Genomic DNA, 14,884 nt, shown 5'->3' with positions numbered 1-14,884 from the left:
CCAAATAATGGCCATCGTTGATACCACTAACAACACGGCAGTCCAGAACCTTTTTAACGCCAAGGTCAAGACTGCGACGGACAACAGCGGTGTCGGTGCTGCTTCCAAGGCCGCGACGGGTAACCAGTCGCTCGGCAAGGACGCATTCCTGCAACTGCTGGTGACCCAGCTCAAAAACCAGAACCCGCTGTCGCCTCAGGACAACGGTGCGTTCGTGGCGCAACTGGCACAGTTCAGCAGCCTGGAAGGCATCAACACCCTGAACGACTCGGTGAATGCGATCTCCAGCAACTTCAGTTCGTCGCAAGCGCTGCAAGCGTCGTCGCTGGTAGGGCGCTCGATCATCACCCAGACCGACAAGGCCATGGTTGATACCAGCAAGAGCATGACCGGCTCAGTGGCGGTGACGGCGGCGACGGGCAACGTCTCCGTGAAGATCACCGACAAGGACGGCAACGTGGTACGCACCCTCGACATGGGTGCGCAGAGTGCCGGCGATGCCAGCTTTATCTGGGATGGCAAGAACGACAAAGGTGAGGTCGCGCCTGCTGGCACTTACACCTTCAATGCCACCACCAAGAGCGACAAGGGCGACTCGGTTGCCCTCGCTACTTCGCTGCCAGCCACGGTAACCAGCGTGACTTTGAGCAAGACCGGCGGCGAAATGCTGCTCAACCTTGCTGGCGGCATGGGCAGCGTCAAGCTGTCGCAAATTCAGACTATCGGTACATAGAGCCGGCTAAATACGGCAGAGGGAGAGAAACATGTCTTTTAATATCGGCCTTAGCGGCCTCTATGCGGCCAACAAACAACTGGACGTGACCGGCAACAACATCGCCAACGTTGCGACCACTGGCTTCAAGTCGTCCCGTGCGGAATTCGCGGATATCTACGCGGCCTCCAAGCTGGGCACCGGCCAGAACAGCATCGGCAATGGTGTGAACCTGGCGGCGGTGTCTCAGCAGTTCACCCAGGGCGACGTTAACGGCAGTGGCGGTATTCTGGACATGGCGATCCAGGGTGGCGGCTTCTTCGTACAGAAGGGCAGCGACGGTTCGCTGGAATACACCCGCAGTGGTGCTTTCCGTGCTGACAAAGACGGCTATATCACCAACAACACCGGCACCTCGCGTCTGCAGGGTTATGCCGCGGATGAGAATGGCAAGATCACTAAGGGCGGCCTGGTCGACCTGCAACTGAACCTGTCGAACCTGCCACCGAAGGCCTCCACCAAGGTGGACTCCAGCAGTAACCTGAACTCCTCGTCGCCGGTGATCGATCAGACCAAGAACCCGTTTGATCCAACCAAGTCCGAGACCTTCACCACGCAATACAGCACCACATTGTACGATTCCCAGGGCAACGCACACCCGATGGTGCAGTACCTGGTGAAAACCGATGCCAACCAGTGGCAGGCCTACACCTTGATCGATGGCCGCAATCCTGATGGTTCGGCCCCTACCGGTACTGGTGCTGGCGTGACGGCGCCTGTGCCGTCGACCTTGAGCTTCGATGGTGCCGGTAATCTCAAGAGCATCGTGACCGGGGGGGTTGCCGGTAACACCTTGACCATCAAGGATTGGGTACCTGGCACGGTGACCGATGGCGTATGGAAGGCTAACGATGCGACGGCGAACAAAGACGGCATCGCCATTAACATGGGCACCGTCACCCAGTACAACTCGGCCAGCTACCGTAACCCACCGGTTACCGATGGCTACGCCACCGGCCAGATCACCGGCCTGAAGATCGATGGCAGCGGTGTGCTGTTCGCCACCTTCAGTAACCAGCAGAGCAAGGCTATCGGCCAGATCTCCCTGGCCAGCTTTAACAACGAGCAGGGCTTGCAGCCAGCCGGCGGCACTACCTGGAGAGAGACTTTCGCGTCGGGCCAGCCGGGTTACGATTCCCCGCAATCCGGTACCCTGGGTTCGATCGTGGCCAACTCCCTGGAGAACTCCAACGTCAACCTGACCAGCGAGCTGGTGGACCTGATCAAGGCCCAGAGCAACTACCAGGCGAACGCCAAGACCATCTCCACCCAGAGCACCATCATGCAGACCATCATTCAGATGACCTGATATCGTCGCTCAAGTACCAGCGCACACAAAAAAGGCCCCTCGATCGAGGGGCCTTTTTTGTGTGCGCTACTTAGTCATTTACTGCTTGTTTCATCTTGCCCCGATGCGGGAACGCGTAACGCCAATTTCGCCACGTATGAGCCAACGGACGAACGTCGTCCAGCGACTATAGGGGTAAGTAAATGGCGGGCTATGCACTGTGGGAGGGAAGCGCGCGTGGAGCGCGTGGTTTCGACGCGACTGTCTATGGCGGCACGTATGGGCGGCAAAGTCCGGCGTATGGGGCCAACGATGACAAGGCTGCCAAAACGGAGTCGGTCAGGCAACTGCTCAGTGAATTGATGGATGCCGAAAAAACATCCAAGAGCCAGACGGCTCAAGACCTTCGCAACAAGTTGAATGATAAGCGCGAAGAGCTGGGTGACGAAAAATTCAAAGAGATCATGAAAGAGCTGATGGAAAAGGCTGACGTTTCTTGGTTGGAGTATATGCGCCGCCTGATGAAGTTGTGGTTTCCAGAAATGGATGATGCATCTCCAACACCATCACCGCCTTCCCCCGCGCCATCGCCTGGCGGAGGTGGCGGAGGCGGCGGCGGTGGCAGGGCCAGTCCAAACAATTTTGGTCCCAGCCAGCCCATGAGTAACCTGCCGGTTACCGAAGGCTCCAAGCACTTCAACTACAAGCCTGATCAAAGTAATCCAGGGAAAAAACCAGACAATATCTGGAGTGGGTTCAGCCAGGGGCCGGACGGTAACTGCGTCACCGTTTCAGCGATAAAGGGCGCAATGATGAAGTTTGGTCAGAAGCCCACTGACGTTTTCAAGGAGGTGAAAGAGACGGCCAATGGTTATCAGGTGAAAATGCGTGACGGCTTCGAACTCAATTTATCCAAGGACGAATTGAAGCAAGCGGCCAGGTATGCGCAGTTCAAGGGCGATAATCCGCAGATGTTGACTGATGCCAACTTCATGTTTGCGGCGAGTGCCAAGCGCGCGCAGATGGAAGGCAATGGCCTGGACGACAACCCGAATGAATCGAAAAAGAGCTTTGCCCATGCGATGCAAAGCCTGAATAACGGCGAAATGCCCCACGAAGCGTTGGATCGCCTGGGGTTGAAAGGGCTTTACCGGCAGTCTTCGAGCAGTGAGCTGGCGAGCGGTAAGCTCGGTGTCGTGGCCTATGATCGCCACTCGATGGCGGTCATCGATGGGCGAGTGGAGTTGTGGGGAAGACGAGGTGGCGCGCCGAAGCAGGGTATTGCGTACGCGTTCCTCTAGGGGCGAGAAACGAAAAAGCCCGATAAACCCCATGCAATCAGGGTCTATCGGGCTTTTTCAATCCAGGGCGTTCAAGCCCTGGATTGGCTCAGCTTATTGGCAAGCTTCGCAATCCGGCTCATCAATCGCGCAGGCCTTTGGCACAGGTGCCGGGCCGGCTGGCGCTGCGAGTACCGAATCATCACCGTGGTTGCCGCTGGACACTGCGTTCAGCTTACCGGTGTTGATGGTCGACTTCTCGGTGCTGGTCGCGGCCAGGGCACGGAGGTAGTAAGTGGTTTTCAGGCCACGGTACCACGCCATGCGGTAGGTCACGTCGAGCTTCTTGCCCGAAGCGCCGGCGATGTACAGGTTCAGCGACTGAGCCTGGTCGATCCACTTCTGACGACGGCTGGCGGCGTCAACGATCCACTTGGTGTCCACTTCGAAGGCAGTTGCGTAGAGCTCTTTGAGTTCTTGCGGGATGCGCTCGATCTGTTGCACCGAACCGTCGTAGTACTTCAGGTCGTTGATCATGACCGAGTCCCACAGGCCGCGGGCTTTCAGGTCGCGAACCAGGTACGGGTTGATCACGGTGAATTCGCCCGACAGGTTCGATTTCACATACAGGTTCTGGTAGGTCGGTTCGATCGACTGCGATACGCCGGTAATGTTGGCGATGGTCGCGGTCGGTGCGATGGCCATGATGTTGGAGTTACGAATGCCTTTCTGCACACGGGCACGTACCGGCGCCCAGTCCAGGGATTCGTTCAGGTCAACGTCGATGTACTTCTGGCCACGTTGCTCGATCAGGATCTGTTGCGAATCCAGCGGCAGGATGCCTTTGGACCACAGTGAACCCTGGAACGTCTCGTAGGCACCGCGCTCGTCGGCCAGGTCGCAGGAAGCCTGGATCGCGTAGTAGCTGACCGCTTCCATGGACTTGTCGGCGAACTCGACCGCAGCATCCGAACCGTAAGGAATGTGCTGCAGGTACAAAGCGTCCTGGAAGCCCATGATGCCCAAGCCAACCGGACGGTGCTTGAAGTTGGAGTTCTGCGCCTGTGGTACCGAGTAGTAGTTGATGTCGATAACGTTATCGAGCATGCGAACGGCGGTGTTCACGGTGCGTGCAAGCTTCACGGTGTCCAACTTGCCGTTGACGATGTGGTTCGGCAGGTTGATCGAGCCCAGGTTGCAAACGGCGATCTCGTCCTTGTTGGTGTTCAAGGTGATCTCGGTGCACAGGTTCGAGCTGTGGACCACGCCGACGTGCTGCTGCGGGCTACGCAGGTTGCACGGGTCTTTGAAGGTCAACCATGGGTGGCCGGTTTCGAACAGCATGGACAGCATTTTGCGCCACAGGTCTTTGGCCTGGATGGTCTTGAACAGCTTGATCTTGCCCGGGTACTGGGACAGCGCTTCGTAGTACTCGTAACGCTCTTCGAAGGCCTTGCCGGTCAGGTCGTGCAGGTCTGGCACTTCGGATGGCGAGAACAGGGTCCACGGGCCGTCATCGAAGACGCGCTTCATGAACAGGTCAGGGATCCAGTTGGCGGTGTTCATGTCGTGGGTACGACGACGATCATCACCGGTGTTCTTGCGCAGCTCGATGAACTCTTCAATGTCCATGTGCCAGGTTTCCAGGTAGGCACACACAGCGCCTTTACGCTTGCCACCCTGGTTAACCGCAACGGCGGTGTCGTTGACGACTTTCAGGAACGGTACAACGCCCTGGGACTTGCCGTTGGTGCCCTTGATGTACGAACCCAGTGCACGCACCGGGGTCCAGTCGTTACCCAGGCCGCCGGCGAATTTGGACAACATGGCGTTGTCGTGGATCGCGTGGTAGATGCCCGACAGGTCATCCGGCACGGTGGTCAGGTAGCAGCTCGACAGCTGTGGACGCAGGGTGCCGGCGTTGAACAGGGTCGGGGTCGACGACATGTAGTCGAAGGACGACAACAGGTTGTAGAACTCGATGGCGCGGTCTTCTTTGTTCTTCTCTTCGATCGCCAGGCCCATGGCCACACGCATGAAGAACACTTGCGGCAGTTCGAAGCGGATACCGTCCTTGTGGATGAAGTAACGGTCGTACAGGGTTTGCAGGCCCAGGTAGGTGAACTGCTGGTCGCGCTCGTGGTTGATCGCTTTACCGAGTTTTTCCAGGTCGAAAGTGGCCAGGATCGGGTTCAGCAATTCGAATTCGATACCCTTGGCGATGTAGGCAGGCAGGGCCTTGGCGTACAGGTCGGCCATTTCGTGGTGAGTGGCGCTGTCGGCCACGCCCAGGAAGCCCAGGCCTTCGGCACGCAGGGTGTCCATCAGCAGGCGCGCGGTCACGAACGAGTAGTTCGGCTCACGTTCAACCAGGGTACGGGCGGTCATCACCAGGGCGGTGTTGACGTCGGTCAGGGCCACGCCGTCGTACAGGTTCTTCAGGGTTTCGCGCTGAATCAGGTCACCGTCAACTTCTTCCAGGCCTTCGCAGGCCTCGGTGATGATGGTGTTCAGGCGGCCCAGGTCCAGCGGTGCAAATGTACCGTCAGCCAGGGTGATGCGGATCGACGGGTGAGCTTGTACGGCAGCTTTTTCGGCCGGGGAGCGCACGGCGCGTTCTTTGGAACGGGCGTCACGGTAGATCACGTAGTCGCGGGCTACTTTCTGCTCGCCGGCACGCATCAGGGCCAGTTCAACCTGGTCCTGGATTTCTTCGATGTGGATGGTGCCGCCCGATGGCATGCGACGCTTGAAGGTTGCGCTGACTTGTTCAGTCAGGCGGGCAACGGTGTCGTGGATGCGCGACGAGGCAGCAGCGGTGCCGCCTTCAACTGCAAGAAACGCTTTGGTGATGGCGACGGTGATTTTGTCATCGGTGTAAGGAACGACAGTGCCGTTACGCTTGATCACGCGCAGTTGGCCCGGTGCGGTGGCGGACAGATCCAGGTTCGAATCAGCGGCCTGCGGCACGGAGCCTTGCGGGTTCTCGCGAGTTGTGTCGGTTTGCATGGGGGGTTGTCTCCACATTCTATATTTATTTGGGCACCATCACGGTGCCCACCGTTCCGTCCTGAAGCACTTACAGCAGGCCTGGGCCTGGCATAACAACTTCGGGACAGGAGGAAGGGAGCTCATCGCGCCGCTTCCATGCCGAAGTCTTCGGTTCGGGCCTTGAAGCACCCTTCGCCGTATTCCTGGTGGGTGACAGTTGCTCGCTTCGAACACTGCAACACCCGTACCGCTTTCTGCCGTTGAGGCTGGAAAACGGCTGCCATCCGCGTGCGCGGTTTGGGCTTTGAAAAAATGTTTTGGTTCAACCAAACGGGAGCAAGAAAGCACTTGAGTTTCTTGTCTGATCTGTGTTTGGTTTTTCGCTTAAAACCCTACATGTAGGGTTTTTTTAGCGCCGAGCTACAAGATAATGCGTTTTCAGGGGCTTAGCAACGCACTACCTGTGGATAACGCTGTGGGTAAAATGTGTATGAAACGTGGAACGCCCGTGTAGGCCGCAGTACTGCTGGATTGCGCCGTTTGTCACCGAATATTCCAAGGTAAAAACAGTCGATTGGAATTTTGAGGGCGCGAACCCTACCACAAAAAAACCTGATCACCGAATGGATTTCCCGGCTTGTGCTGGAGGGTTGGCCCATGGCTACAATCGGACTACTGACAGGCGTTGTTATGCCCTCAAAACATTACAAATAAGGTGCGGCGGGTGAGCGAGTTGGCCAACCAATCCCTTTATAACAATGAGGATCACCCGTGGAGCAAGAAGCCTGGCAAATATTGATTGTCGAGGACGACGAGCGATTGGCCGAGTTGACCCGTGATTATCTGGAGAGCAACGGCCTGCGGGTGTCGGTGGAGGGCGACGGCGCCCTGGCGGCGGCGCGCATCATTGCGGAGCAGCCTGATCTGGTGATCCTCGACCTGATGCTGCCCGGCGAAGACGGCCTGAGCATTTGCCGCTCAGTACGCGAACGCTATGACGGCGTGATCCTGATGCTGACCGCGCGCACCGACGACATGGACCAGGTGCTGGGCCTGGACATGGGCGCCGACGACTACGTGTGCAAACCCGTGCGCCCGCGCTTGTTGCTGGCGCGTATCCAGGCCCTGCTGCGGCGCAGCGAGCCGGCGTTGCCCGTCGCCGTGGAAAACCAGCGCCGCCTGCAATTCGGCCCGCTGGTGGTGGACAACGCCCTGCGCGAAGCCTGGCTGCACGAGGGTGGCATCGAGCTGACCAGTGCCGAGTTCGACCTGTTGTGGCTGCTGGTGGCGAACGCCGGGCGCATCCTGTCCCGCGAGGAAATCTTCATTGCGCTGCGTGGCATCGGCTACGACGGCCAGGACCGCTCCATTGATGTGCGCATCTCACGCATTCGCCCAAAAATTGGCGACGACCCGATCCACCCGCGCCTGATCAAGACCATTCGCAGCAAAGGCTACTTGTTCGTCCCCGAAGCCGCTGCCGACATGCCGCTGTGAACTCGATCTTCCTGCGCATCTACGGCGGCATGTGCGCGGCGCTGATCCTGGTCGCGCTGCTCGGCGTGCTGGCCTTGCACCTGCTCAATGAGGTGCGCAGTGGCCAGTACCGTGAGCGCTTGGCCCACGGCACCTTTGCGCTGATGGGCGACAACCTGCAACCCATGAGCCCCATCGAACGCCAGCGCGCGCTGGCAGTGTGGGAGCGCTTACTGGGTATCCCGCTGGAGTTGCGCACACTGGCTGATGCCAAGTTGGACCTGAGCCAACGCAACCGCCTGCAACGCGGCCAGGTGCTGGTGGAGCAGACCGGGCCGCATGCGGCGCGCGTGTTGCGCCTGGTCAGCGAACCGGAGCAGTTGGTACTCACGGGCGAAGTGCAGCAGATCAGCGAACAGCTGGCCCGCGCGACGATTTACCTGCTGGCTGACGAACTGGTGCGCTTCCCGGTCGCCGAGCAGCCGCAAACGCTGGCCGACATTAAGCAGGCCAAGGGCTTTGGTTTTGACATGCACCTGATCACCCTGGATCAGGCCGACATGGACGATGACCAGCGCCGCCGGGTTGCGGAAGGCGACACGGTGATGGCCTTGGGCAAGGGCGGCGATTCGATCCGCGTGTTTGCCGGCATGGTCGGCACGCCGTGGGTGCTGGAAATCGGCCCGCTTTACCAAATGAACCCTTACCCGCCGCAGTGGTTGATCCTGATTGCCTTGATCAGCCTGACCCTGATCGGCTTGATCGTGTATTTATTGGTGCGCCAGCTCGAGCGGCGCCTCAAGGGCCTGGAAGCGGCGGCTACGCGCATTGCCAAAGGCAACCTGGAGGTGCGCGTACCGGCGCGCGGCGCCGACTCGGTGGGGCGCCTGGCCGCTGCTTTTAATGGCATGGCCGAGCACCTGCAGCAATTGCTGGCGATCCAGCGTGAACTGGTGCGCGCGGTGTCCCACGAACTGCGCACCCCAGTGGCGCGCCTGCGCTTTGGCCTGGAGATGATCGGCGACGCCGCCACCCCCGAGGCGCGGCGCAAATACATGGACGGCATGGACAGCGACATTCAAGACCTGGATGGCCTGGTTGACGAAATGCTTACTTACGCACGCCTGGAGCAAGGCGCGCCGGAGCTGAGTTTCCAACGGGTCGACCTCAACGCGCTGCTCGATCAGGTGATCGGCGAATTGTCACCACTGCGCCCGCAGGTCACGGTGACTCGCGGCGTTTGTTTGTCTTCCGCGCATTGGGATGACGCCTGGGTCGACGCCGAGCCGCGCTACCTGCATCGCGCCCTGCAAAACCTGGTGAGCAATGCGATGCGCCATGCTCAGGGCCACGTGTTGATCAGTTATCAGGTGGGCCAGGTGCGTTGCCGCATCGACGTGGAAGACGACGGCCCCGGCGTGCCGGAAAGCGCCTGGGAGCGGATCTTCACGCCGTTCCTGCGCCTGGACGACAGCCGCACCCGCGCCTCGGGCGGGCATGGCCTGGGCTTGTCGATTGTGCGGCGGATTATCTATTGGCACGGCGGGCGGGCGTTGATCAGCAAGAGCAACAACCTGGGTGGGGCGTGCTTTAGCCTGAGTTGGCCCAGGGATCAGGAGAAACCCTGACACCGCTATCGCAGGCAAGCCAGCTCCCACAGTTTGAAAGTGTGAACCCAATCAAATGCGGCAGCCGGGCTTGCCCGCGATGGCGGTAAATCAGGCGCCGATAGCCACCAGGCTCAACAACTGCTCCCCATCCACCACAAACTGCCCCTCTAATTCGGTGCCATGGCACCACTGCGCCGACAGGTCGGTCAGCAACCGCAACCGCACATGCCCAGCCACCGACCACTCCAACACCTCGGCATGCTCAAAGTAAAAACGCTTCTGCACAATCGGGTAGAGCGCCTTGAACAGGCTTTCCTTGACCGAAAACGTCAGCGTCACCAACAAGGCGAGCTGCTCGCGCGGCACGCTTGCCATGCGCTGCATTTCCTCAGCCGTAAGAATTTCCCCGGCCAGGCGTTCCGCCCGTTCCAGTGTCAGCACATTCTCCAAGTCTATTCCCAGCCCACGCCATTGCGTCTTGTGCCCGACAATCGCCGCCGCATGCCCGGTGCTATGGGTGATGGAGCCGCTGATGTGCCCAGGCCATACCGGCGCACGGTCTTCGCCGATGGCCGGCACGCAGTCCAAGTGGTCGAGTTGTTGCAATGCCGCACGGGCGCACAGGCGGCCAGCGAGGAACTCGGCCTGGCGCTTGGCCACCGAACGCTGGATGCTGGCCGGCGGCGGCACCGCGCAGCGCTGGAAATCACCGGCCTCTAATAAAGCTGGATCGAATCGGGTGCTCAGAAACACCGTGCCCGGTAACGGGACGGGCAGCGGCCAATGGGCATCGAGTGGGGTGCAGCAAGCAGGTAGGGGCGTCATGCGCGGTATTTTGCGTCAGTTGGCGCGCCAGTGGATAGCCCGTAACGGTTCAGGCCAGGTTCAGAGCCTGTTCAGGGGGAGTTCAGGGGCGCTTGCGTAGTCTGGCTTCAACAGCCAAAACGCGTAGAGGTAAGCACCATGACTGCGATCAAACAGCTGATGTTGGCGTTAACCATGCTCAGTGCCACTGCCGGGGTCCAGGCTTCGGACAGCGCTTTTGCAGGCTTTGGTGGCGAGAAAACCAAGAAGTCCAGCAACCTGATCCAGCGTGTCAGCTTCGAAGACGCGGGCAGCCAGGCCGCACCGTGGGGCCAGTCCCTGGGGCTGACCAGTCCGCAGCCAGGCTACCGCACCGGCTACGAACACCTGACGAGCCAATACAATGGCATTAAACTGCGCCCGCAAGACTTGCAGGGCCGCTATGATATCCCCCTGTCGGACAGTTGAATTGCCTTGGAGAGCCTTATGAAATTGCTGGTCGTGGAAGATGAGGCGCTGTTGCGTCATCACCTGTTCACCCGCCTGACCGACAGCGGGCACGTGGTCGAGGCCGTGGCCAATGCCGAGGAAGCCCTGTACCAGACCGGGCAGTTCAACCATGACTTGGCCATCATCGACCTGGGCCTGCCCGGCATGGGCGGCCTGGACCTGATCCGCCAACTGCGCAGCCAGGCCAAGACCTTTCCGATCCTGATCCTCACCGCGCGCGGCAACTGGCAGGACAAGGTCGAAGGCTTGGCGGCCGGCGCCGATGACTACGTGGTCAAGCCGTTCCAGTTCGAAGAGCTGGAAGCGCGCATGAACGCTTTGCTGCGCCGCTCCAGCGGGTTCACCCAGTCGACCATCGTCGCCGGGCCCTTGCTGCTGGACCTCAATCGTAAGCAGGCGTCCCTGGATGAGCAGCCTTTGGCGCTGACCGCCTATGAGTATCGGATTCTCGAATACCTGATGCGTCACCATCAGCAAGTTGTCGCCAAGGACCGTTTGATGGAACAGCTCTACCCCGATGACGACGAGCGTGATCCGAATGTGATCGAAGTGCTGGTCGGGCGCCTGCGCCGCAAGCTGGAAGGCCCGGCCGGGTTCAAGCCGATCGACACCGTGCGCGGCCTGGGTTACCTGTTTAATGAGCGCTGCCGTTGATACGCTCGTTACGTGTGCGCTTGATGCTGGCGGCCACCACCCTGGCCGTGCTGTTTATGCTGGGCTTATTGCCCGCGATGCAAGGTGCGTTCAGCCTGGCGCTGCAGGATTCCATCGAGCAGCGCCTGGCCTCGGACGTTACCACGCTGATTTCCGCCGCGCGGGTCGACAACAACCGCCTGCTGATGCCGGCGCAGTTGCCGGATGAACGCTTCAACCTCACCGACAGTCGCCTGCTCGGCTATATCTACGACCGTGAAGGCCATCTGGTCTGGCGTTCGCGGGCGACCCAGGAAGAAAACATCAACTACAAGCCGCGCTATGACGGGCGCGGGAATGAGTTTGCGCGGATCCGCGAGGCCAATGGCCAGGAGTTTTTCGTGTATGACGTCGAGGTCAGGCTGCTGGGCGGCAAGAGCGCGGCGTTCAGTATCGTCGCCCTGCAACCGGTACGCGAATACCAGCTGACCCTTGAAGGCCTGCAAGAAAACCTCTACCTGGGTTTCGGCGCCGCCTTGCTGGTGTTGCTGACGCTGCTGTGGCTGGGCCTGACCTGGGGCCTGCAGGCCCTGCGGCGCCTGAGCCAGGAACTTGACCAGATTGAAGGCGGCACCCGCGAAAGCCTGACCGAAGAGCACCCGCGCGAACTGCTGCGCCTCACCGGTTCTCTGAACCGTTTGCTGCACAGCGAGCGTGAGCAGCGGGCGCGCTACCGCGACTCCCTCGACGACTTGGCCCACAGCCTGAAAACCCCGCTGGCGGTGTTGCAGGGCGTGAGCGAAGACATGGCCCAGCGCCCCGAAGAGCGCGGCCAGGCCTGGGTGTTGCAATCGCAGATCGAGCGCATGAGCCAGCAGATCGGCTATCAATTGCAGCGTGCCAGCCTGCGCAAAAGTGGCTTGGTGCGCCACCAGGTGCGCCTGGAGCCGGTGCTGCAAAGCCTGTGCGACACGTTGGACAAGGTCTACCGCGACAAGCGCGTGACGGTGACCTTCGATTTGCCGCCAGAGTGTGATTTGCCGATCGAGAAGGGCGCCTTGCTCGAGATGCTCGGCAACCTGCTGGAAAACGCTTACCGCCTGTGCCTGAGCGAAGTGCACATCAGCCTGACGGAAAACCTCGAAGGCACTGAGCTGTGCATTGAGGATGATGGCCCTGGCGTGCCGCCCGATCAGCGTGCACGGATTCTGCAAAGGGGCGAACGGCTTGACCGTCAGCACCCGGGGCAGGGCATTGGTTTGGCGGTGGTCAAGGACATCATCGAAAGCTACAGCGCGCGGCTGACCCTTGGGGATTCGCCACTGGGTGGCGCGGCGTTCAAGATTCACTTTCCGGCTGTTTGATCTTTATTGCCTGGGCGGGCCTCATCGCAGCATGGGTATCTACGCAACTTTTTGTGTTGGGCTAAGCTTTTGACGGGGTTTTTAGGTGGATATGAGTACATATCCGTTGCTGCGGTAACGGCTGCTTAGGGTTCCGCTCTTACAGCGGCTCACTTTTGGAAAGACCCAAAAGTAAGCAAAAGGTCTTTGCCCCACCACTCGGTGCCTCGCCTAGGCTCGGCATGCCCTCACTCCGGCTTGAATCCGTGGGCCGCCGCCATGGGCCATCCTTGGCCCATCGCGGCTAACCCGGCGTCCTGCCGGGTTACCCACGGATTCAAGCCTGCGTTCGGCCATCGTGGTTAACGGGGCGCCTAAGATCAAGATCAAAAGCAGATCAAAAGCAAGAGCACGGCGGCCTAGTAGCCGACCTGAGTGGTAGAAGCAAAAGCAAGGCAGAAGCAGAGCAGAAGCAGAGCAGAAGCAGAGCACCACCCTATCTAGCTGATGTAATGAGATCCCAATGTGGGAGCGGGCTTGCTCGCGAAGGCGGTGGGTCAGTTACACATGAGCTGACTGACCCACCGCCTTCGCGAGCAAGCCCGCTCCCACAGTTTTGACCGAGTTTAGCTGCCAGCACCGCAGTGCTCTGCTTTTCTGTGGGAGCTGGCTTGCCTGCGATGCAAGCACCTCGGTGTGTCAGGCATAACCAGCCGATGCCATTGAAGTGCGCCCCAGAAGTTGGACACTCGTCCAACTCCTGAGGCTTTTCATGAGCAAATACACGACGCAGTTCAAGCTTTCCGCCATTACCACTTTCCTTGAGCAGGGCCGAGGCTTTCGCCGCATAGCCGCTCAATTTCAAATGGATCCCACCTTGCTTCGTCGTTGGGTGGAGGCTTACCGATTACATGGCGAAGCCTGTCTAAGCAGAACCGGCGAACGCTACAGTCCCTTGTTCAAGTTTTCAGTGCTGCAACGCATGTGGCGCGACTCCTTATCCTTGCGCCGCGCAGCGGCGCTCTTCAACCTGGGTAACTCAAGCCAGGTGGGCAGATGGCAACAGCAGTATTACAGTGGCGGTATTGAAGCCCTGGAGTCAGGGAAAAAAGGATCGATTACCGCTATGCCCAAGCCGCCTTCTAAACCGCGTAAAACTACCACCCCACTCACCGACGCACAGCTTGCACACAAGGCATTACTCGATGAACTGCAGTATTTGCGCATGGAGAACGCCTACCTAAAAAAGCTTGGAGAGTTGGGCGAGGCGGTGATGAGGCGAGAGAGAGAAGCGAAGAAAAAGCCCGATTAGTCACTGAGCTCAAACAAGCTTTCCCCTTGAGTGATTTGCTCAAGCTGGTAGGTCTTGCGCGAAGTACGTACTACTACCAACTCAAGGCGATGGGCGTTGCGGACCGGTTTATCTCGATCAAAGCCTCTATCCAGACTATCCAAGACGAGAATGAGGGCCGCCTTGGTTACCGTCGGATGACTTTAGAGCTACGTAAGCAAACGCCGTTGATCAACGGTAAAACGGTACGACGGCTGATGGGAGAGTTAGGCCTGAAATGCACAGTGCGACCGAAAAAATACAAATCGTATAAAGGGCCAATGGGAGAGGTATCGCCCAATATCCTGGCTCGTCAGTTCGAAGCTGAGCAACCAAATCAGAAATGGGTGACCGATGTCACCGAGTTCAAAGTGGCCGGCAAAAAGCTGTATCTGTCCCCAGTACTGGACTTGTACAACGGAGAGATTGTGGCCTATAAGACCGCCGTCCGTCCCCAATACGCCTTGGTAGGCGACATGCTGGAGCTGGCCCTTGAGCGCTTGCCCGAAGGCGCCAAACCCATGCTGCACTCGGATCAGGGCTGGCACTATCGACACTCAAAGTATCGGGAAAAACTGGAAAAAGCTGGGTTGGAACAGAGTATGTCTCGCAAAGGGAACTGCTATGACAACGCCACAATGGAAAGCTTTTTCGGTACCCTGAAGTCGGAGTTTTACTATCGGGAAAGCTTCGACAGCGTTGCTCAGCTGCAGGCCGGGCTGGATAAGTACATCCATTACTACAACCATAAGCGAATCAAAACGAAGCTTGGCGGACTGAGCCCTGTGGCTTACAGAACCCGGTCCGCGGTAGCCTAACCATTAGCTGTCCAACTTTTGGGGCGCAC

10 protein-coding genes and 1 pseudogene are annotated in these 14,884 nt (G+C 59.2%); 9 read left to right on the top strand and 2 right to left on the bottom strand.

The window, feature by feature from the left end:
- Positions 1-7 precede the first annotated feature (7 nt).
- The 3 genes from flgD to K0P33_RS24760 all read left to right on the top strand — a co-directional run bounded on the left by flgD (position 8) and on the right by K0P33_RS24760 (position 3,361).
- Entirely contained in the window at positions 8-733 is a 726-nt protein-coding gene (gene flgD / locus K0P33_RS24770; protein ID WP_094950521.1) for a flagellar hook assembly protein FlgD, read from the top strand.
- A gap of 31 nt (positions 734-764) precedes the next feature.
- Positions 765-2,081 (top strand): flagellar hook protein FlgE, encoded by a 1,317-nt coding sequence (gene flgE / locus K0P33_RS24765; RefSeq protein WP_094950522.1) that lies wholly within the window; start codon positions 765-767, stop codon positions 2,079-2,081.
- 341 nt (positions 2,082-2,422) lie between these two features.
- Positions 2,423-3,361: a hypothetical protein gene (locus tag K0P33_RS24760; protein WP_242156113.1), complete on the top strand. Its 939-nt coding sequence runs from the start codon at positions 2,423-2,425 to the stop codon at positions 3,359-3,361.
- 93 nt (positions 3,362-3,454) lie between these two features.
- On the opposite strand, the gene K0P33_RS24755 is transcribed toward K0P33_RS24760, so the two are convergent.
- Complete coding sequence (locus tag K0P33_RS24755; protein ID WP_242152094.1) at positions 3,455-6,349, bottom strand: ribonucleoside-diphosphate reductase subunit alpha; 2,895 nt, start codon at positions 6,347-6,349, stop codon at positions 3,455-3,457.
- A 753-nt stretch (positions 6,350-7,102) separates the two neighbouring features.
- On the opposite strand from K0P33_RS24755, the gene K0P33_RS24750 reads away from it, so the two are divergent.
- Positions 7,103-7,828, top strand: coding sequence for a response regulator (locus K0P33_RS24750; RefSeq protein ID WP_094950525.1), 726 nt, complete (start codon positions 7,103-7,105; stop codon positions 7,826-7,828).
- A complete protein-coding gene (locus K0P33_RS24745) occupies positions 7,825-9,435 on the top strand; it encodes an ATP-binding protein (protein ID WP_242152091.1) in 1,611 nt (536 codons plus the stop codon). Before K0P33_RS24750 ends, K0P33_RS24745 begins: the two co-directional genes overlap by 4 nt.
- 90 nt (positions 9,436-9,525) lie before the next feature.
- On the opposite strand, the gene K0P33_RS24740 is transcribed toward K0P33_RS24745, so the two are convergent.
- Positions 9,526-10,242 (bottom strand): 4'-phosphopantetheinyl transferase superfamily protein, encoded by a 717-nt coding sequence (locus tag K0P33_RS24740; protein ID WP_094950527.1) that lies wholly within the window; start codon positions 10,240-10,242, stop codon positions 9,526-9,528.
- A 138-nt stretch (positions 10,243-10,380) separates the two neighbouring features.
- On the opposite strand from K0P33_RS24740, the gene K0P33_RS24735 reads away from it, so the two are divergent.
- From K0P33_RS24735 to K0P33_RS24720, 4 genes and pseudogenes are all read left to right on the top strand, one after another.
- On the top strand, positions 10,381-10,689 hold the full coding sequence (locus tag K0P33_RS24735) for a hypothetical protein (protein WP_094950528.1): 309 nt from the start codon (positions 10,381-10,383) through the stop codon (positions 10,687-10,689).
- A gap of 18 nt (positions 10,690-10,707) precedes the next feature.
- Positions 10,708-11,385: a response regulator gene (locus tag K0P33_RS24730; RefSeq protein WP_017138377.1), complete on the top strand. Its 678-nt coding sequence runs from the start codon at positions 10,708-10,710 to the stop codon at positions 11,383-11,385.
- A complete protein-coding gene (locus K0P33_RS24725; protein WP_094950529.1) occupies positions 11,382-12,728 on the top strand; it encodes an ATP-binding protein in 1,347 nt (448 codons plus the stop codon). Before K0P33_RS24730 ends, K0P33_RS24725 begins: the two co-directional genes overlap by 4 nt.
- A 751-nt stretch (positions 12,729-13,479) precedes the next feature.
- Positions 13,480-14,855, top strand: a pseudogene (locus tag K0P33_RS24720) (IS3 family transposase).
- Positions 14,856-14,884 lie beyond the last annotated feature (29 nt).

Origin of the sequence: Pseudomonas sp. ArH3a, assembly GCF_022648765.1 — a bacterium.
Classification (GTDB): Bacteria; Pseudomonadota; Gammaproteobacteria; order Pseudomonadales; family Pseudomonadaceae; genus Aquipseudomonas.
Note: the sequence above shows the minus strand (reverse complement) of the source record. Positions and strands in the feature narration are given on the sequence as shown.